The sequence below is a fragment of the Roseococcus sp. GW821-FHT12F05 genome (assembly GCF_058806835.1).
On the sequence record NZ_JBXAQB010000003.1, the window covers coordinates 213,308 to 232,564 of the forward strand.

Genomic DNA, 19,257 nt, shown 5'->3' on the forward strand with positions numbered 1-19,257 from the left:
GCCGCCAGTCTAGCGACAGAAAAGGATCACTCCAGCGGGCTGACCGCGTCCTCGCCGAAATAGGCGCGCTCCAGCCGGTGCGGCAGGTCCGGCTCGTCCGTCGAAGCCTGCAGCACCACGCGGCCCTGCGCCAGCGCATAGACGCGGTCCGCGACGGCCAGCGACTTCTCGATGAGCTGCTCCACCAGCAGCACCGCCGTGCCCGACTGGCGCAGCTGGCTCACCACGGAGAGCACGCGGTCCACCAGCACGGGCGAGAGGCCGGCCGAGGGCTCGTCCAGCATCAGCAGCTTCGGCCGCCGCACCAGGCCCTGCGCCACCGCCAGCATCTGCTGCTGCCCGCCGCTCAGCGCGCCGCCGCGCTCGTGCCGCTTGGCCGCGATCTCCGGAAAATAGGCCAGCGCCTCCTCGATCCGCGCCGAGCGCTCGCCGCGCGGCAGGTCGTAGCCGGCGAGCAGCAGGTTGTCGTGCACGGAGATCTGCGTGAAGACGCGATGCCCCTCCACCACATGCACCAGCCCCGCCTGCGCCGAGCCGCGCGGACCCACGCCGAGCATGTCCTGGCCGGCGAAGCGCACGCCGCCTTCGAACCAGGGCAGCAGGCCCGAGATGGCCTTGAGCAGCGTGGATTTTCCGGCGCCGTTCGGGCCCAGCAGCACCACGACCTCGCCGGCCGCCACGTGCAGGTCCACCCCGTGCAGCACGACGATCTTGCCGTAGCCCGAGCCGAGCCCGCGGACGTCCAGCAGGTGTTCAGGCGCCAAGGTATGCACTGACCACCTCCTTGTGGACGCGGATCTCGGCCGGCGTGCCCTTGGCCAGCTCGCGGCCGAGGTTGAGCACGGTCACGTGGTCGCAGATGTCGAAGATCAGGTCGGCATGGTGCTCGACCAGCAGCACGGCCGTGCCCTGCCGGCTGATCGCGTGGATCAGCGCGCCGAGCCGGCGGATCTCCTCGGCGGACAGTCCGGCCGCCGGCTCGTCCAGCAGCAGGAAGGCCGGTCGCAGCATCAGCGCGCGGGCAATCTCCATGAAGCGGAGCTCGCTGTGCTGGAGCCGGTCGGCGCGGACATCGGCCAGCGCCTCCAGCCCCACCACGCGCAAGGCGAGGCGGCCCATCGCGCGCATGCGCCGCTCGTCCTGGAGGTGGCGCGGCAGCGAGAGCAGCGACTCCAGGAAGCCGGCGCGGCCCTCGATATCGGCGCCGATCATCACGTTCTGCAGCACCGAGGACTCGCCGATCAGCCGCGGCGTCTGGAAGGTCCGGGCGATGCCGCGGCTCGCGCGGATCGCCGGGCGTCCCAGCGGCAGCGGGCCGTCGCCCAGCTCCAGGCTGCCGGCCTCGGGGCTGTAGTAGCCGGAGATGATGTTGAGCGTGGTCGTCTTGCCGCTGCCGTTCGGCCCGATCAGCCCATGCACCTCGCCGGCGCGGAGCGTGAGGTCCAGCCCGTCCACCGCGCGCACGCCGCCGAAGCTGAGCACCAGGCCCTTCAGCTCCAGGTCGCTCATCGTGCTCCGCTCGGGCAGCAGTTCCGCCAGCGCGCCGAGGTCGGTCTGGATGCTGCGGTCCTTCGGCAGTGGCCTGCGGTTGCGGAAGTCGAGCATCGCCGCGATCCCGCCCGGCATGGCCAGCACGATCACCAGCAGCAGCGCCGCATAGAGGAAGGTGGACCAGGCCGCGAGCGGCGCCGCGATCTCCGGCAGCAAGGTCAGCAGGATGGTGCCCAGCAGCGGCCCGAGGATGGAGCCGCGCCCGCCGATCAGGATCGCGATGAAGAAGAGCAGCGAGAGGTCGAAGGTGAAGGCGTCGGGCGTGATGTAGGTCTGCAGCCCCGCGAAGAGCCCGCCCGCGATGGCGGCCGAGGCGCCCGCGAAGATGAAGACGATCACCAGCAGCCGCGGCTTGGCGATGCCGCTGGCCTCGGCGGCGACCTCGGCGTCGCGGATGGCGACGAGCGCGCGGCCGAAGCGGCTGGCGGCGATGTTGCCGGTCATCCAGGTCCACAGTGCCGCGAGCGCGAGACAGAACAGATAAAAGCCCCAGGCGGTGTTCAGCGGCTCCGGGAATTCCGGCCCGGGAAGGCCGATGCCGCCGCCGGTGACGCCCTGCCAGGCCAGCGCGATCTGCGTGACGATGGTGGCGAAGCCCAGCGTCGTCATGGCGAAGTAGAAGGTGCGCAGCCGCAGCGCCGGCAGGCCCACCACCACGCCGAAGACCGCACCCACCACCGCCGCGATGCCGAGGGCCGCGAAGGCCGGCACCGGCTCGGACACATTGCCCGCGGCCAGCACGCTCGTGGTGTAGGCGCCGAGCGTGAGCAGCGCGACATAGCCGATGGCGAGCTGTCCCGCGAAGCCGACGATCAGGTTCAGCCCCGCCACCAGCACCCAGTAGATGGCCGCGCGCGTGCCGATCAGGGCCCAGTACTCGTTGCCCGTCAGCGGCAGCAGCAGGCAGAGAACGAGGATGCCGAGGAAGGGCGCCAGGGTCCTGAGCATCAGACCCTCCGCGCCGTGGCCGAGCCGAAGAGGCCCTGGGGTGCCGCCAGCAGCACGATGATGAAGAGCGTGAAGACCGCGACCGAGGAGAAGATGCCGCCGACCAGGAAGTTGGCCGCCTGCTGGAAGAGCCCGAGCCCGATCCCGCCGATGACGGCGCCCCGGTTGTTGCCCAATCCGCCCAGCGCCACGGGGATAAAGCCGTAGAAGTTGAGCAGCGGCCCGTTGGCGAAGAAGGCCAGCAGCAGCTGCCCGCCCGCGAAGCCCGCCAGCGCGCCGATCGCGCCCGCCAGCGCATAGCTCGCGATGCGCAGGTTCCGCTCCGGCAGGCCCAGCGCGCGGGCGGCGAAATTATCCTCCGCGATGGCGACGAAGGCGCGGCCCACCAGCGTGTGCTTGTAGAGATATTCCAGGCCGATGATCGTCACCGCGCAGGCCACGACCGGCAGCCAGTACTTCTCGTCCCAGATGCCGGCGCCGAGGCCGACCAGCTTCGGGAAGGGCTGCGGCTCCGTGCTCCATTCCAGCGCCGTCAGGTGCTGGATCAGCAGCGCCACCGCCAGCGTCGAGAGCACGTAGAGATGCTGGTCCAGGCTCTTCAGCACAGGACGGACGGCCACGATCTCCGTCACCACGCCCAGCAGCGCGCAGACCGCGAGCGTCGCCGCCAGTCCCGGCAGGATCGGCAGCCCCAGCCGCAGGATGAACATCGAGCCCAGCACGCCGCCGAGCATGCCGAGCTGCCCTGCCGTGAAGCTCATCACGCGCGAGGTCGCGAACATCGTGTTGTAGGTGATGCCGATCAGCGCATAGATGGCGCCGACCGCCAGGCCGGAAGCGACGATCGAGGCCAGCATCGGCTCAGCCGTAGCCGGGCGCGAGCGCGAAGGTGCCGTTGCGCGCGGTGTTCGCGGCCGACATCACCAGCTCCGAGATCGGGAAGCCGTTATGCTCCGTCGCGGTGAAGCTGTAGCTGCCGTAATAGCCGGGATAGTTGGTGATGCTGTTCCAGTTGCCCACGATCGCCTCGCTGGTGGAGGAGCCGGTGGCGTCCACCGCCTTGGCGACGAGGTCCACCGCGTCGATCCCGCAGGCGACCCACCAGAGCAGCGTGTCCTGCAGGTTCACCTTGCCCTGGAGGCGCCGCACCAGCTCCTCGTTGCGGTCGGGCAGCTTCCCGGCGGCGTCGTAGGAGCAGCTCTTGTAGCCGATGGCGTAGACCTTCTCCCAGTTCGCCGGCTTCTCCACCAGCGTGCCGATCTCGCCCGAGGCCAGCGCGGGATGGCCGACGAAGGGCACGTCCCAGCCCATGGTCCCGCGGGTGTTGAGCAGCCGCGCGATCATGCCGGTGGAGACGCTCCAGATGATGATCGCCTCCGCCCCTGCGGTGCGGGCGCGCAGCATGTCCGGCGTCATGTCGGGCTGGGTGGCGTCGATATTGGCCTTGTAGACCACCTCGGCCCCGTCCCGCTGGAAGGCGGCGACGGAGGCATTGGCCGCGCTCACGCCATAGCCCGTCGTGTCGCCGATCACCGCGACCTTCCGCTTGCGCAGGATGTTCAGCGTGTAGCCGCGCACCGCGTCGTCCCACTGCGTGTTGGAGGGCGCCACGCGGAAGGCCGTGGGGTAGCGGCGCACGTCGATCAGGCTGTCCACCACGCAGGGGTGGATGTTGGGCATGCGGCCGCGCGCGATGATCGCGGATACCGCGAGCGACTCGCCGGAATTGGTCGGCCCCCAGATGGCGTGCACGCGCAGCTGGCTGATCATCTCCTGCGTGGCGTTCACGGCCTTGGTGGGGTCGCCCTGCGTGTCGCGCGTGATGATCTCGACGCGCCTTCCCTTCACGCCGCCGGCGGCGTTGATGGCCTCGGCCGCATAGAGCACGCCGCGGTTGAAGCCGATGGCCGGCGCGGAGCTCGGCCCCGTCATGGCGGCGAGCCAGCCGATGCGGATCGGCTCCGACTGCGCGAGCGCGGGGGTGGCGAGGCCGATCGCGGCACTCCCCAGGGCAAGGCTACGGCGCGAGACATTCATCTTGTTGCTCCCTTGGACATTGGGCCGCTCTGGAGGCGGCCTTTCCCAGTTTCCTCGTCGGCCATCGGAACGGCCGTGCTGCGATCCTGCGCCGCAGCGAAAGCGCGCGCAACGGGGTCCGGAGACCCCGTTGCGCCGATATCAGAAGGCGACCTGGTCGCCGCCCTTGAGGGACAGAATCTCGCGCGCCTCGTCCGGGCTCGCGATCTCCAGGCCGAGCCCTTCGATGATCTGCCGCACGAGCCGCACCTGCTCCGCATTGCTCGCCGCCAGCCGCCCCGGCCCCGCCCAGAGGCTGTCCTCCAGCCCGACGCGCACGTTGCCGCCCTGCGCCGCCGCCATGGCCGCGATCTTCAGCTGGTTCGAGCCCGCGCCCAGCACCGACCACTGGTAGTTGTCGCCGAAGAGCCGGTCGGCCGTGCGCTTCATGTGCATCACGTCGTCCGGATGCGCGCCGATGCCGCCCTGCAGGCCGAACACCGTCTGGATGAACAGCGGCGCCTTCACGAGGCCCTGGTCGAAAAAATACTTCAGATTGTAGAGGTGCGAGGTGTCGTAGCACTCGAACTCGAAGCGCGTGTTGTTCCCCGCGCAGGTCGTCAGGATGTACTCGATGTCCTTGAACGAGTTGCGGAAGATGATGTCCTTGTTTTCCAGGTACTCCCGCTCCCAGGGGTGCTTGAATTCCTTGAAGCGGTTCAGCATCCCGAACAGCCCGAAGTTCATCGACCCCAGGTTCAGCGAGGCCACCTCCGGCTTGTGCGTCGCAGCCGGCCGCACGCGCTCCTCGATGGTCATGGTCGGCGCGCCGCCGGTGGTGATGTTCACCACGCAGTTCGACGCCTGCTTGATGACGCCGAGGAAGGGCGCGAAGGCCTCCGGCGACTGGTCCGGCCGCCCGTCCTTCGGGTCGCGCGCGTGCAGATGCACGATGGCCGCGCCTGCCTCGGCCGCGCCGATGGCGGCCTCGGCGATCTCGCTGGCCGTGATCGGCAGGTGCGGCGACATGCTGGGCGTGTGGATCGCGCCCGTGACGGCGCAGGTGATGATGACGCGGCGCGGCTTGGCCATGTTCCCTAACCCTTCTTCTTGTGGGCGACGAGCGCGGCCAGCTTCTGGTCGCGCCATTGCATCTTCGCCGCGAGATCCGGGGCAGGGGTCCACTGCTCGGCCACGCGCGGCGTGTCGTAGACGGTGGGCGCCGGCGGCTCGGCCGCGAGGCTCTTGTAGAAGCCGGTGAAGCGCGCGCAGTAGTCGGGGATGCCGCCCGGCGCGTTCAGCTCGATGGTCTCGAAGGGCCCCATGAAGGACCAGCGGAGGCCGAGCCCGTCCTTCACCGTCTTGTCCAGGTCCTCGGGCGTCACATAGCCCTCGTCCACGAGCCGGAAGGCCTCGGCGAGGAGCGCGCCCTGCAGGCGGTTGACGATGAAGCCCTCGACCTCCTTGAGCACGGTGATGGGGACCTGGCCGATCTCGGCATAGATGGCCCTGGCACGCGCGATCACATCAGGATCGGTGAACTCCGCGCCGCTCAGCTCCACGATGGGCACGAGGTGCGGCGGGTTCACGGGATGGGCGATCAGGCAGCGCGCGCGGCCCTTGAGCTCCGAGGCGAAGAGGCTGATCCGGATGGCGCTGCTGGACGAGGCGAGGATCGCGTCGGGCGGCGCCAGCCTGTCGAGCTCCGCGAAGATCACCTGCTTGACGTCCACGCGCTCCGGCCCGTTCTCCTGCACGAGCACGACGCCCTCCAGCGCCTCGGCCAGCGTCTTCGCGGACGAGATGCGCAAGGCCGCGCCGGCGGGGTCGTCGCAGAGCCCGGCCGCGGCCAGGCCCTTCAGCCCCTCGGCGCAGAGGCCGACCGCCGTGTCGGCCACGCCGTCCACCGCATCGTAGAGCCGCACGGCGTAGCCCGCGCGGGAAAAGATCATCGACCAGGCGCGCCCGATCAGTCCGCTGCCGACAATCGCTACAGTCTTCATAACCACAGGACCTTCCTCCGCAATTCCTGGTCGTCGCGGAGCATGCGACTTTCGCCGCTCCACGTCACGCTGCCGCGCTCCAGCGCGACGGTGCGGTCCGAGAGCGCCAAGGCCAGGTCGAGATGATGGTCCACGAGGATGATCGAGACCTCGTGCCGCAGCTTGTCGAAGGCCTCGAAGAGCTCCTCCGAGATGGCAGGCGAGAGGCCCTCGAAGGGCTCGTCCAGCAGCAGCACCCGGGTGTCGCCCATCAGCGCGCGGGCCACGGCGACCATCTGCTGCTCGCCGCCCGAGAGGCGGTCGGCCTCGACCTTCCAGCGCGTCTTCAGCCGGGGGAAGAAGGCGAGCACGCGCTCCTCCTCCCAATGCGTGCCGGCGCCGGTGAGGCGCTTGAGCCGCCCGAGGCCGAGATTCTCCTGCACGCTCATGCCCGCGAAGAGCCCGCGCCCCTGCGGCACGAAGCCCACGCCGCGGCGGGCCGCGACCTCGGCGGAAAGCCCGGCCAGCTCCTCGCCCGCCAACGTCACATGGCCGCTCGCGGGCGGCGCGATGCCCATGATGGTCTTGAGCAGCGTGGATTTCCCGGCGCCGTTGCGGCCGAGCAGCGCCATCACCTCGCCCTTGTGCAGCTCCAGCGAGACGTCGCGCAGGATGTGGCTCTTGCCGTAATAGGTGTTCACCTTGTCGAGCGTGAGCAGGACGGCGGCCTCCGCCGCGCTCGCCCGCGGCTTGGCTGCTACCGCATGCGCGCCGCTGCCGAGATAGACCGCCTGCACGCGCTCGTCGCTGCGCGCATCCTCGACGCCGCCGTCGACCAGCACCTCGCCCTCGTTCATGACGGTGACGCGGTCGGCGATCTGGAAGACGCGGTCGATGTCGTGCTCCACCAGCAGCACGGGGATGTCGGTCGAGAGGCGCTTGATGAGGTCGCCCACGCGCTGGCGCTCGGCGGCGGCAAGGCCGGCCAGCGGCTCGTCCAGCAGCAGCACCCGCGGGCGGGTCGCCAGCGCGAGCCCCATGTCGACCAGACGCTGCCCGCCATAGGAGAGCGCCCCCGCCTCGGCCCGCTCGATGCCGGCGAGGCCCATCCAGCGGATCAGCGTCGCCGTCTCGGTGTTGATCTCGGGGATATCGAGGGCCGAGCGCCAGGGCGAGAAGCGCTCCACATGCCGCGCCTGGATGGCGAGGCGGATGTTCTCCTCGATGGTCAGGCCGGGGAAGAGATTGGTGATCTGGAAGGAGCGCCCGAGCCCCGCCCGGGTGATGGCATAGGGCTCCAGCCCGCCGATCTGCCGCCCGTCCAGGACGACGCGGCCCTGGTCGGGCGTGAACATGCCCGAGAGCAGGTTGAAGGCCGTGGTCTTGCCCGCGCCGTTCGGGCCGATCAGCGCGTGCAGGCTGCGGTCGGCGACGGCGAAGGAGACCTCCCGCACCGCGCGCACGCCGCCGAAGGACTTTTGCAGCCCTTCCGCCGAGAGCACGGCGCCGTCGGCCGTGCCGGGACGGATGAACTCCGGCGGCACCGGCGTCGGTGCCTCCACGCGCCGCGCGGACATGGCCGCGTCGAGGTCCGGCGCCTTGGGCCGGAACGGCGCCAGCAGCCGCTCGGCCACGCCCACCAGCCCGGTCGGGCTGAAGAGGATGAAGCCCACGAAGAGCAGCCCGAAGACCAGCAGCCAGTTGGCCGTGTAGATCGACAGGAACTCGCGGAACAGGATGTAGAAGAGCGCCCCCAGCGCCGGCCCCAGGAAGCTGCGCATCCCGCCGATCACCACCATCGCCAGCAGCTCGCCGGAGAAGGCGATGTTCAGCGGGTCGGCGCTGGCGAAGCGGTGGTTGAAGGTGCTGAGCACGCCGGCCAGCGCCGTCAGGCTCGCGGAGGCCACGAAGGCCACCAGCTTGTAGCGGTTGGTGTGGTAGCCGATGAAGCCCGCGCGCTGCTCGTTCTCGCGGATCGCCACCAGCACCGTGCCGATGGGCGAGCGCAGGAAGCGCCACAGCGCGACGCAGGCCAGCAGCGCGATGACCGCCACCAGCGCGTAGTAGCGCCGCGTGTCCTCGAAGAGGGGCGAGCGCTCGATGCCGCCGAAGCCGCTCTCGCCGCCGGTCAGCTCGGTCCAGCGGAAGGCGATGGCGAAGGACATGGCCGTCAGCGCCAGCGTCAGCAGCGAGAAGTAGACGCCGCGCCGCCGCAGGATGACGAGGCCGGCCACGGCCGAGCCCAGGCCCACGATGACAAGCGCTGCGATCCCGGGCAGCAGCATGCCGCCGGGCCAGTAGTGCCGCTGCAGGATCGCCGCCGCGAAGGCACCGATGCCGAACCACACGCCATGCCCGAAGGAGACGAGGCCCGTGCTGCCGACCAGGATGTTCAGCCCCATGGCGGCGATGGCGAAGATCGCGACGTCGGTCGCGGTCTTCAGGGGCAGGCCGAGCAGGTCCAGCGCGAAGGGCAGGACCAGCAGCCCGATGGCGGCCACGGCGAGGGAGCGCATGTCACGCATCATCGGTCACTCGAACTTCTGGATGCGCTCGCCGAAGAGCCCGCGCGGGCGCAGCAGCAGGACGAGCACCATGAGGAGGTAGACCGAGGCCTCGGTGGCCGGCGGGTAGAAATAGGCCGCGAGCCCGCGCACCACGCCCACGATGAAGGCGGCCGCGATCACGCCCCAGAAGGAGCCGAGCCCGCCGATCACCACGACCACGAAGGCGAAGGTCAGGATCTCCGCGCCCATGGCGGGGTGCACGCCGCTGATCGGCGCGGTCATCACGCCCGCCAGCGCGGCGAGGCCGACCGCGATCGCCACCACCGCGCTCATATAGGGCTTCAGCGAGATGCCCAGCGCCGCCACCATGTCCGGGTTCTGCACGCCGGCGCGGACCACGCGGCCGAAGGCGGTGCGCGTCAGCAGCAGCCACAGCCCGAACACCGCCACGACGGCGACGGCCAGGATCAGCAGCCGGTAGCGCGAATAGATGAAGTCGCCGATGAAGACCTGGCCGCGCAGCTCCTGCGGGATGGAGAAGGGCACGGGCGCCGCGCCGAAGACCATGCGCAGCGTCTGCTCCGCCACCATGGCGAGGCCGAAGGTCAGCAGCAGCCCCAGGATGGGATCGGCCCGGTAGAAGCGCCGGAGCATGAAGCGCTCGATACCAAGGCCGAGCATCGCGACCAGCACCGGCGCCACCACGAAGGCGCCGCCGAAGCCGATCTCCGGCGCGAGCGCGACGGTGAGATAGGCGCCGATCGCGTAGAAGGCGCCGTGGGCCAGGTTGACGATCCCGCCGAGCGAGAAGATCAGCGAGAGTCCGAGGGCGATCAGCAGATAGAAGGCGCCGATCAGCAGGCCGTTCAGCACCTGCTCGAGGATGAAGATGAGCTGCAAGGGCGAATCCTGGAGCAGGGGGCCGCCCCCTGGGGAAAACCCCCAGGGGGCGGCCCTATTTCAGGCCATCAGCGGAAGGTGCAGGCGTTCTCTTCGGCCGTGGCGGCGATCGCATCCAGCGGCTCGTTCGGCCCCGGCACCGGCGGACCGGACCGGAAGATGTCCCAGCGGTTGCGCACTTCGCGGGCCGGCAGGGCCGTCACCGCATAGGCCTCCTGCATGAGCTGGTGGTCGCGCTTGCGGAAGTAGCCCTCGCGCGTCTTGAGGATGTCGACGCGGCCCTCCGCCTCGAAATACTCGACGATCTTCGGCCCGTCCGTGCCGCGCGTCTCCGTCATCGCGCGCGCCATCAGCTTCACCGCGGTGTAGTCGCCCCAGGCCTGGTTCTCCGGCGGCCGGTTGAACTTCGCCGTGAAGGCCCGCACGAAGGCCTGCGCCGAGGGCGCCTGGATCAGGTGGTGCCACATCACCGGCCAGGTGCCGAGGAAATTGCCCTGGCCCGCGCCCCAGGCCAGCGCCGTGTCGAAGCCGAAGCCCGCGACGGGGAACTGCAGCCCGAACTCGGAATACTGCTTGAGGAAATTGGTGATCTGCGCGCCCGCGAGGTTCGCCACCACGAGGTCCGGCCGCGCCTGGCGGATCTTCAGCAGGAAGGGCGAGAAGTCGGTCAGATCGGTCGGGATCAGATCCTCGCCGGCCATGCTGCCGCCGTTCTCGGTCAGGAAGCGCTTGGCGACGCGCAGCAGGTCGTGGCCGAAGGCGTAGTCGGCCGTGAGCGCGTAGGACTTCTTCCCACGGATCAGCCCGCCCTCGACCAGCGCGCGGCCGACGGTCTTCACGTACATCGAGTTCTGGCCCTCGACGTGGAACATGAAGCGCTGGCAGTCCGAGCCGCGCAGGGCGTCGGAATTGGCGCCGGTGTTGAGGAAGAGCACGCGCTCGCGGTTCACCACCTGGGCGATGGCCAGCGCCGTCGCCGAGTTGATCTCGCCCACGATGGCGGCCACGCGGTCGCGCTGGACGAAGCGCTCGGCCTTGGCGCTGCCGGTCTGCGGATTGACGCTGTCCTCGAAGAGGATCTCCAGCCGGCGCCCGTTGATGCCGCCGGCCGCGTTGATCTCCTCGCCGGCCAGCTGCGCCGCCTGCACGGCGTATTCGCCGAGCGGGCCGAGGAAGCCCGTGCGGGGCGTCAGGTGCCCGATCCGGATGACGTCGGACTGGCCATAGGAGATGGACGGGGCCGCGAGGCCCAGGGGGACGATGGTTGCGGACGCAGCCAGGATGCCGCGGCGGGAGACGGTCATGATGTTTCCTCCTGGTCGGCTGTTGCCGCCGACTGTGATCACGGTTCATACTCGCGCAGGAAACGCATCCTTGTCCAGCACCCAGAAACCGAACGCCCCGACGAAGGGGGACACCGCCTACGACCGCATCGCGGCGCTGCTCACCTCCGGCCGGGTGGCCCCGGGGGAGCGGCTGTCGCTCCGCGACCTCGCCGAGCGGCTGGGCACCTCCACCATGCCGGTCCGCGCGGCCGTGGCGCGGCTGGCGGAGGACGGCGCGCTGGAGGTCTCGCCCAACCGAGCCGTGCGGGTGCCCGTGATGTCGCGCGCGCGCTTTGCCGAGCTGGCCGACCTGCGCCAGCAGATGGAAGGGCTCGCGGCCGAGCGCGCCGCCCTGGCCGCCACCGCGGCGGACATTGCGGCCATCGCCCGGATCGAGCGCGCCTTCGCCTCCATCGTCGAAAGCCCGGAGCCCGACGGCGCGAAGGCCGTGGCGCTCAACCGCGACCTGCACTTCGCCATCTACGCCGCCGCGCGCATGCCGCTGCTGCAGGGCGCGATCGAGCGGCTCTGGCTGCTGGCCGGCCCCGTGCTGAACCTCGACATGCGGGCCGATCCCCGCCGCCTCGCGCACACGCCCGCCCCGCGCTTCCACGCGGCCGCGCTGGCCGCGCTGCGGGCCCGCGACGGCGCGGCCGCCCGTGCCGCAATATCCGGCGACATCGCCGAAGCCGCCGCCTTCATCCTGGCGCGCGGCGTGTTGAAGGAGGAATGACCATGGAACTCGGTTTGCACGGCGCGCGCGTCCTGGTGACGGCGGGGGCGGGCGGCATCGGCCGCATCATCGCGGACGCCTTCCTGGAGGAGGGCGCGGAGGTCCAGGTCTGCGACGTCGACGAGGAGGCGCTGGCCGCGCTGCCTCCGGCCATCGCGGGCACGCGCTGCGACGTCGCGGACCGCGCGCAGGTGGCGCGCCTCTTCGAGGGGATCGGCGAGCTGGACGTGCTGGTGAACAACGCCGGCGTCGCGGGCCCCACCGGCCGCGTCGAGGACATCAACCCCGAGGACTGGGACCGCTGCCTCGAGATCTGCCTGACCGGCCAGTTCAACGTGGCGCGCCTCGCCATCCCGCTGCTGCGGCGGAGCGTGAACGCCTCCATCACCAACCTCTCCAGCGCCGCCGGCCGCTTCGGCTTCGGGCTGCGCGCGCCCTATGCGGCGGCGAAATGGGGCGTGATCGGCTTCACCAAGTCGCTGGCGATCGAGCTGGGCGGCGCCGGCATCCGCGTGAATGCCATCCTGCCCGGCATGGTCTCGGGCGACCGCCAGCGGCGCGTGCTGGAGGCCAAGGCCCAGGCCCGCGGCGTCTCCTTCGCCGAGATGGAGCAGCAGGCCTTCGCCTATGCCAGCATCAAGGACTACGTGACGCCCCGGCAGCTCGCCGACCAGATCCTGCTGCTGGCCAGCGCCCGCGGCAAGACGATCAGCGGCCAGGCCATCGCCATCGACGGCGATCTGCAGATGCTGTCCTGAGGCGGCATTCCCAAGCCGGCGCGATGGGATTAGCGTTTTCCTCGAAGAACGAACGGCGAGGAAACAGATCATGGGCAACCGCATCGCGATCGTAGGGGCGGGCGCCGTCGGCGGGTATGCCGGCGCGCATATGGCGCAGGCCGGCGAGGACGTCACCTTCATCGACATGTGGCCCGAGAACGTCGAGGCCATGCGGACGAAGGGCCTGCGCATCACCCATATCCGCGACGTGCCCGAGTTCACCGTCCCGGTGAAGGCCATCCACCTCACCGAGCTGCAGAACACGGTGAAGCAGAAGCCCTTCGACATCGCCTTCATCTGCGTGAAGTCCTACGACACCGCCTGGGCCACGACGATGATCCAGCAGTACCTCTCGCCCGGCGGCTTCGTCGTCAGCCTGCAGAACTGCATGAACGAGGAGACCATCGCCGGGATCGTCGGCTGGGGCCGGACGCTCGGCGCCATCGCCAGCTCCATCACGGTCGAGCTGACCGAGCCCGGCCATGTCCGCCGCGCCTCCGGCAAGGGCGGCAAGGCCCACACCGTCTACCGCGTCGGCGAGGTGCATGGCCGCATCACCGAGCGCGCCAAGGAGATCGGGCGCCTCACCGCGCTCTCCGACAGCACGCACGTCACCTCCAACCTCTGGGGCGAGCGCTGGTCCAAGCTCGTCACCAACGGCATGGCGAACGGGATGTCCGCCTGCACCGGCCTCATCAGCAAGGACATCCTGACCAACGACATCCTGCGCCGCTTCGGCGCGCGGCTGGGCGCCGAGGGCGTCCGCGTCGGCCAGGCGCTGGGCTACGAGCTCGAGGAGATCCACCACATGGACCCCGAGATCATCGCCGGCGCCGGCGAGGGCGATCCCGCGGCCACCAAGGAGTACGACGATCACCGCCTCGCCGAGGCGGCGAAGGGCGGCGGCGCGCACCGCCCCTCCATGGGCCAGGACATGGTGAAGGGCCGCCGCACCGAGATCGAGTTCATCAACGGCTTCATCGTGGGCAAGGCGGAGCCGCTGGGCATCCCCACCCCGGCCAATGCCGCGCTCACCGAGATCGTGAAGCGCGTCGAGCGCGGCGAGATCGCGCCCGACCCCAAGCACATCCTGGAACTGCGGCTGAACTGAAGCGTGATGACCGAAGGCGCGAAGGCGCCGGAGGTCTGAATCACGCGGCAGGCAAAGGCTCTAGCCGCTCCCCGCCCTCACTTCGCCGGGGCGGCCTCGTCGCGCACCGGCACCGGCGCCATGCTCTGGAACACCTCGTCCCGCCGGACGAGCAGGTGGAACAGCGCCGCCGCGATGTGCAGCAGGACGACCGCGAAGAAGGCGAAGGCGAGGTAGAAATGCGCGCCCCACAGCAGCGCATGCAGGGGGGCGTTCAGCGGCAGGATCGGCGGCAGCCGGATGTCGCCGTAGAGCACGACCGGATAGGCCGCGGCCGACATCATCGCCCAGCCCAGCAGCGGCATGGCGATCATCAGCGCATAGAGGGCGTAGTGCGAGAGATGCGCCGCGATGCGCATCGGCTCGGGCAGGCCGGCCGGCAGCGCCGGCGCGCCGGAGCGCAGCCGCACGGCCAGCCGGATCAGCGCGAGCACGAGGATGGCGATGCCGAGCGTCTTGTGCGTCGTCAGCAGCGGCACGTAGTCCGGCCGCACGGTCGAGACCATCCCCACGCCGACGAAGAACATCGCCAGGATGCAGGCGGCCATCAGCCAGTGCAGCAGGCGTTGAAGCGGCGTGAAGCGCTTGCCGGTGGCGGTCATCATCGGGAGCTCCCTGCTGCAGCGTGATAGGGGTAGTCGCGCGTCTCCGAGGTGCGCAGGTCGTAGGACCTCGCATAGGCCGCCGAGCGCGCCGCCGGGAAGGGATCGTCGGACACCCTCATCCCGTCCGGCAGGATGGTCGGATCGAAGTTGATGTCCCGGCACGGGCCGTCCCGCTCGGGCTCAATCCGGTCCACGACGAGCGTGCCGACCTCGACGCTGCGCCGCCCGGCCGGCCAGGCCTTGCTGGGATCCGCGGTGGGGTCGCCCGGATCGGCCACGGTGACCACCAGCTTCCAGCGCTGCGGCCCGGCCGCGACGCGCTGCGTGATCTCCGGCGCCAGGTGGTCGGGGCCCAGCGCCGCGAGCTCGGCCTGCGTGATGGGCTTGACCTCGGCCTGCGGCAGCAGCGACCAGCGCACGGTGCGCTCGGTGCCCGAGCCGTTGGCGAAGACGAAGCTGTTGAGGCTGTTGTACTGCTCCTCCGCATAGCTGGCCGTCCAGGGCGCGCTCCCGGCCCAGGCGCCGAAGGCCGCGAACTCCGGATGCCGGCCGGCGAAGGCCCTCATGGCACCGGGATCCGTGCTGTGCGAGGTCGTCAGCAGCTCATAGAAGGTCTCGGGCGTCCCCACCGGGAAGAAGGGGAGGTCGATCATGGCGGTGCGCCAGACCTCGCCGGTCGGGGCCGTGAGCTGCAGCCCCAGGCCCCGGACGCGCACGGTGGAGTCCGGCGCGTTGGGATCGGGGGTGCCGAGGTTGAAGCGGCCGAGCACCGGATATTCGCCGGGCGCGAGGACCCGCGCCCGCGACAGCTCCGCCCCATTGCCGTTCGATTGGAAAACGCCGGTGAAGCAGATGCCCTTGGCGTGGTTCCGCCGGTGGCCCAGCGCCGGCCCGCCGGCCGGAGCCAGCGAGTTCACCAGCCGGGTCGGCGTCAGCCGGTCGGGCGACAGCCATCCCGCCGTATAGGCGAAGGCTCCGGCGCCGGCCGCGACGACCACGGCGATGAGCGCCAGGGATCCGAGCGGAGGTTTCGAGGGTGGCCGGGACGGTTCAGGCATTCGGGTCTCTCCGGCGGTCCATGGGAACACTCCAGCTTGCGGATGCTGGCGGCGAGGATATCGCGATTGTACCGGCGGTCTTCCGAATCCGCCCAGGGTTTTTCGAAATGGAACGAGGTGGCCGGCGGGTTGCGGGCACGACAGGTCCCCGGGATCGTTCCCGCCCGATCCAGGCTACGGAAGCCGTGTCACCGCCGGTCATCCATGCCAGACTGACGGCCGCTCCTGCTTCCCCGGACGCGCCACGGGAAGCAGGCCGGAACCAGGGCCATGACGGATCCAACCGCGGGCCTCGAACAGGGAGGTACAAGCCATGCGTCGTCGCACCGTGCTCACCGGGCTGCCGCTCGCCCTCGCCGCGCCAGCCGTGCGGGCCCAGGACGCCTATCCGTCCCGGACCATCACCGTCATCGCGGCCGGCGCCGCGGGCGGGCCCACCGACACCGTCACGCGGATCGTGGCCGACGCCCTGTCACGCCACGTCGGCGCGTCGGTGGTGGTGGAGGCGATCGGCGGCTCCATCGTCGGGCCGCAGCGCCTCGCGACCTCGCGGCCGGACGGCTACACGCTGATGATTAACAACATCGGCATGGCCTCGGGCGCCACGCTCTACCGCCGCGCGCCCTACGACCCGCTGACCGCCTTCGCGCCGCTCGGCCTCGTCTCCGACGCGGCCATGACGATCGTCACGCGGCGCGACTTCCCCGCCGAGGACCTGCGCGGCGTGATGGCCGTGCTGGCGCGCGAGGGGGACAAGATCAACTTCGCCACGGCCGGGCTCGGCTCGGCGGCCAATCTCTGCGCCCTGCTGGTGCAGGGGGCGGCCGGCCAGCGCGCGACCGTCGTGGTCTTCCGCGGCACGGCGCCCGCCATCGCCGAGCTCATGGCCGGGCGCATCGACATCCTCTGCGACCAGGCGACCAACACCGTGCCCTATATCCGCGACGGCCGCGTGCTGGCGCATGGCGTCAGCAGCCCGGCGCGGCTGCCCGGCCTGCCCAACGTGCCGACGACCGCGGAGGCGGGCGTTCAGTCCATCGCGATGTCCACCTGGCATGGGATGTACGCGCCGGCCGGCACGCCCGAGCCGATCCAGCAGCACCTCTCCAATGCTTTGCGCGCCGCGCTGCACGACGACCGGCTGAAGCAGCGCTTCGCCGAGCTGGCGACCGACCCCGCCACGGACGAGCGCGCGAGCATCGCCTTCCACCGGCGCTTCCTGGCCGAGGAGATCGAGCGCTGGCGGCCGATCATCGTGGCGAACGGCGCCTACGCGGACTGACCTGCGCCCGGCGGATCAGCGGGGGCCGCGGAAGAAGCCGCCCCCCTGGGGACCGATGCTCTGCGGCCCGCCCCCTTGGAACCCACCCCCCTGGAACCCGCCGCCCTGGAATCCGCCTCCCTGGAAGGCGCCCGGCTGCGCCGGCCGGTCGTCGGAATCCGGCCGGTCGCGGCGGAACCGGTCGTTGCCGCCGGGACGTTCGCCGGCACGCGCGCCGAACCCGCGCTCCGGGGCCGCGCCGCCGGGCCCCTGCCGCCGGTCGAAGCTGCGGTCCGGCATGGGCGCGAGCTCGCTCCGCGGCGCGGGCTGGCCGCCGGGGCCGGCGCCGGGCATCGGCGCCTGCCGCAGCCCGCCCGGGGGACCGCCCCGCACCGGCGCGCCGGCCGGGTCGCGCAGCCCCGCGGCCGTCACCCCGCCGCCGGGGCCCGGCCGCAGCTCCACCATCCGGCGCTGCGCGTCGAAGGCGGCGAGGCCGGCCGGCCCCGGCGCGTGCAGGGCAGGGGCGAGCCAGACCATCCCCGAGCCGAGGCTGACATACCCCTCGAAGAAGAAGCGGCCGTAATCGGGCCCGAACCAGTAGGCGGGGTCGCGCAGCAGCATGTCCGGCGCGACCGCGACCGGCACCAGCACGCCGTTCTCGATCAGGCCGGTGGCGATCACCGGCCCGGGATCCGGCAGCAGCAGCCCGGGCTCGACGCGGATCGGCAGGTTGCCGATGCTCATCACCCCGGCACGCCGCATGAGCGTGCCGTAGACCGTCACGGTGCGCGGTGCATTGGCGGGCCGCCGGTCGATGCGCGAGGCGACGATGCTGCCGTCCGGCGCGCGCAGCCCGCTGACCAGCACGGTGTCGCCGACCTTCCAGCCCGTGCCGCCGGGCACCGCGCCGACCAGGGTCACGCGCTGCCCCGCGACGACGAGCGCGCCCGGCTGGACGGCCTCGACGGGGCCGGAGACCTCGTAGCGCACGGCCACGCGGCGCGCGCGCAGCGCGCCGTCGTGCTCGGCGGCCGAGATGACCACCACCTGGCCCACGCGCAGCGCGTCGGGCGGCGTCAACACGTCGCCGAAGACGACGGGGACCGTCGGGTCGTAGCCGATGTGCAGCCCACCCACGCAGATGCTGGCGAAGCCCGTGACCACGCCGACGATGCCCGTGCCGCCGATCCCCCGGTCGCCGTCGGCGATCCGGCGGTCGCCGTCGGCGATCCGGCGGTCGCCGTCGGCGATCCCCCGGTCGCCGTCGGCGATCCGGCGGTCGCCGCCGGCGGTCCGGCGGTCGCCGTCCTCGGCAAGCCGGATGCCGGTGCCGCCGATGCCCCGGTCGCCGTCTTCGGCGATCCGGCGGTCGCCGTCTTCGGCGATCCGGCGGTCGTCGGACGCCAGCGGGGGGACGGTCCGGGCGGGCGGGCCGCCATCCGGGCCGATGCGGCAGATCTCGGTCTCGGCGGCCGGCGAGGGGATGGGCGCGGGCGGCCGCGTGCGTTCGGCGCAGGCGGCGACGAGCAGCAGCAGCGCCGCGAGGAGGCGCGTGGAGTTCAAGTCGCTTCGCCCTCGCCGTAGAGATAGACGCCGAGGTTGACCCGCCGGGTCGGCGCCCCCGGCACCTGCGCCTCGCCCTCGACGAGCGAGAGCGCCAGCCGGTTGAGGTCCACCAGCAGCTGCTGCGCCGCCGCGCGCCCCGCGGCCTCGAGCTTCGCCGCCGCCTCGGGCGAGAGGCGGTCGTAATGCAGGCTGCGCTCCAGGAAGGGCGGCGCGCCGTCGGCGGAGACATTCGCGGCGGCGGCGGCCACGTGGTCGTGCAGGTTGCGCGAGAGGTAGAAGAGCCGCGCCTCCGCGCCCTCGCGCGGCACGAAGGCGGCGACGTTCAGCCGGATGCGCTCGTCGGGATCGATCGTCGCGATGCCCTGGGCCAGCCAGTTGTCCAGCACCGTGCGCGGCCGCAGGTCGGTGGTGACCGAGGCCACCAGCGCGTCGAACTCGGCGCGGGGCAGCGGCAGCGGGTCGCCCGCTTCATCGGTGGTGGCGGGCAGGCCGAGCCAGCGCGCGATGAGCTGGCTGTTCAGCGTCACCACGGCCGGCGGCGCGTCGTCGCCGGGCTCGGCCGCCTCGCGCAGCCGGCGGATCTCCTTGCGGTGCACGCCGGTGAGCAGGGTCAGGCGGCTGTCGGTGGGCGGGCGGCCGTCGGGCGAGAGGTCCTGCGCCGCGGTCTCGACATAAAGGCCGCGCAGCATCTCCGCGAAGACGGGGAAGGTGACGCCCGCCCGGATCAGCAGGCGCAGCAGCGGCCGCAGCGGCCGGCGCAGCGCGCGCAGCAGGGCGTCCGGGGCCGGAGGAGATGGCAGGTCGATCACGTCGGCTCCACCCCTAGCACGGGTGAATTGTGGGAAAAATACCCACTTCACCCTTTACGTGGGAAAT

The 19,257-nt window shown here is 71.3% G+C and carries 17 protein-coding genes; 4 read left to right on the forward strand and 13 right to left on the reverse strand.

All coding sequences use genetic code 11. The features are described from left to right. Window positions 1-26 precede the first annotated feature (26 nt). The 9 genes from AC1ROY_RS09450 to AC1ROY_RS09490 form a co-directional block, all read right to left on the reverse strand. A complete protein-coding gene (locus AC1ROY_RS09450; RefSeq protein ID WP_493148548.1) occupies window positions 27-764 on the reverse strand; it encodes an ABC transporter ATP-binding protein in 738 nt (245 codons plus the stop codon). Beyond that, complete coding sequence (locus AC1ROY_RS09455) at window positions 754-2,499, reverse strand: branched-chain amino acid ABC transporter ATP-binding protein/permease (protein WP_493148549.1); 1,746 nt, start codon at window positions 2,497-2,499, stop codon at window positions 754-756. The genes AC1ROY_RS09450 and AC1ROY_RS09455 overlap by 11 nt, the downstream gene beginning before the upstream one ends. Beyond that, complete coding sequence (locus AC1ROY_RS09460; RefSeq protein WP_493148550.1) at window positions 2,499-3,356, reverse strand: branched-chain amino acid ABC transporter permease; 858 nt, start codon at window positions 3,354-3,356, stop codon at window positions 2,499-2,501. The genes AC1ROY_RS09455 and AC1ROY_RS09460 overlap by 1 nt, the downstream gene beginning before the upstream one ends. Window positions 3,357-3,360: 4 nt before the next feature. Further along, a complete protein-coding gene (locus AC1ROY_RS09465) occupies window positions 3,361-4,536 on the reverse strand; it encodes an ABC transporter substrate-binding protein (protein ID WP_493148551.1) in 1,176 nt (391 codons plus the stop codon). A 141-nt stretch (window positions 4,537-4,677) separates the two neighbouring features. Beyond that, entirely contained in the window at window positions 4,678-5,607 is a 930-nt protein-coding gene (kce, locus tag AC1ROY_RS09470) for a 3,5-dioxohexanoate:acetyl-CoA acetone transferase (protein ID WP_493148552.1), read from the reverse strand. Window positions 5,608-5,612: 5 nt separating this feature from the next. Next, complete coding sequence (locus tag AC1ROY_RS09475) at window positions 5,613-6,518, reverse strand: 3-hydroxyacyl-CoA dehydrogenase (protein ID WP_493148553.1); 906 nt, start codon at window positions 6,516-6,518, stop codon at window positions 5,613-5,615. Continuing rightward, the gene (locus AC1ROY_RS09480; RefSeq protein WP_493148554.1) at window positions 6,515-9,013 is read right to left on the reverse strand and encodes a branched-chain amino acid ABC transporter ATP-binding protein/permease; all 2,499 of its coding nucleotides are present in this window, start codon (window positions 9,011-9,013) and stop codon (window positions 6,515-6,517) included. The genes AC1ROY_RS09475 and AC1ROY_RS09480 overlap by 4 nt, the downstream gene beginning before the upstream one ends. Before the next feature lie 15 nt (window positions 9,014-9,028). Continuing rightward, window positions 9,029-9,904, reverse strand: a complete 876-nt coding sequence (locus tag AC1ROY_RS09485) for a branched-chain amino acid ABC transporter permease (RefSeq protein ID WP_493148555.1) — start codon at window positions 9,902-9,904, stop codon at window positions 9,029-9,031. Window positions 9,905-9,972: 68 nt separating this feature from the next. Next, complete coding sequence (locus AC1ROY_RS09490; protein WP_493148556.1) at window positions 9,973-11,208, reverse strand: ABC transporter substrate-binding protein; 1,236 nt, start codon at window positions 11,206-11,208, stop codon at window positions 9,973-9,975. 70 nt (window positions 11,209-11,278) lie between these two features. Here AC1ROY_RS09490 and AC1ROY_RS09495 point away from each other — a divergent pair, with 70 nt between their 5' ends. From AC1ROY_RS09495 to AC1ROY_RS09505, 3 genes are all read left to right on the forward strand, one after another. Further along, window positions 11,279-11,962 carry a GntR family transcriptional regulator gene (locus tag AC1ROY_RS09495; protein ID WP_493148557.1) on the forward strand — a complete coding sequence of 228 codons (684 nt, stop codon included), beginning with the start codon at window positions 11,279-11,281 and terminating at the stop codon, window positions 11,960-11,962. Window positions 11,963-11,964: 2 nt separating this feature from the next. After that, window positions 11,965-12,720, forward strand: coding sequence for an SDR family oxidoreductase (locus tag AC1ROY_RS09500; protein WP_493148558.1), 756 nt, complete (start codon window positions 11,965-11,967; stop codon window positions 12,718-12,720). Between the two features lie 70 nt (window positions 12,721-12,790). Further along, entirely contained in the window at window positions 12,791-13,852 is a 1,062-nt protein-coding gene (locus tag AC1ROY_RS09505; protein WP_493148559.1) for a ketopantoate reductase family protein, read from the forward strand. Window positions 13,853-13,929: 77 nt separating this feature from the next. Here the strand turns inward: AC1ROY_RS09505 and AC1ROY_RS09510 are convergent, their stop codons facing one another. Continuing rightward, window positions 13,930-14,496, reverse strand: coding sequence for a cytochrome b (locus AC1ROY_RS09510; protein ID WP_493148560.1), 567 nt, complete (start codon window positions 14,494-14,496; stop codon window positions 13,930-13,932). After that, window positions 14,493-15,554 carry a catalase family peroxidase gene (locus AC1ROY_RS09515; protein ID WP_493148561.1) on the reverse strand — a complete coding sequence of 354 codons (1,062 nt, stop codon included), beginning with the start codon at window positions 15,552-15,554 and terminating at the stop codon, window positions 14,493-14,495. Before AC1ROY_RS09515 ends, AC1ROY_RS09510 begins: the two co-directional genes overlap by 4 nt. Before the next feature lie 313 nt (window positions 15,555-15,867). On the opposite strand from AC1ROY_RS09515, the gene AC1ROY_RS09520 reads away from it, so the two are divergent. Further along, entirely contained in the window at window positions 15,868-16,836 is a 969-nt protein-coding gene (locus AC1ROY_RS09520) for a tripartite tricarboxylate transporter substrate-binding protein (RefSeq protein ID WP_493148562.1), read from the forward strand. A 15-nt stretch (window positions 16,837-16,851) separates the two neighbouring features. On the opposite strand, the gene AC1ROY_RS09525 is transcribed toward AC1ROY_RS09520, so the two are convergent. Both AC1ROY_RS09525 and AC1ROY_RS09530 read right to left on the reverse strand, forming a co-directional pair. Next, entirely contained in the window at window positions 16,852-18,378 is a 1,527-nt protein-coding gene (locus AC1ROY_RS09525; RefSeq protein WP_493148563.1) for a DUF5666 domain-containing protein, read from the reverse strand. Next, entirely contained in the window at window positions 18,375-19,190 is an 816-nt protein-coding gene (locus AC1ROY_RS09530; RefSeq protein ID WP_493148564.1) for a DUF6502 family protein, read from the reverse strand. Before AC1ROY_RS09530 ends, AC1ROY_RS09525 begins: the two co-directional genes overlap by 4 nt. Window positions 19,191-19,257 lie beyond the last annotated feature (67 nt).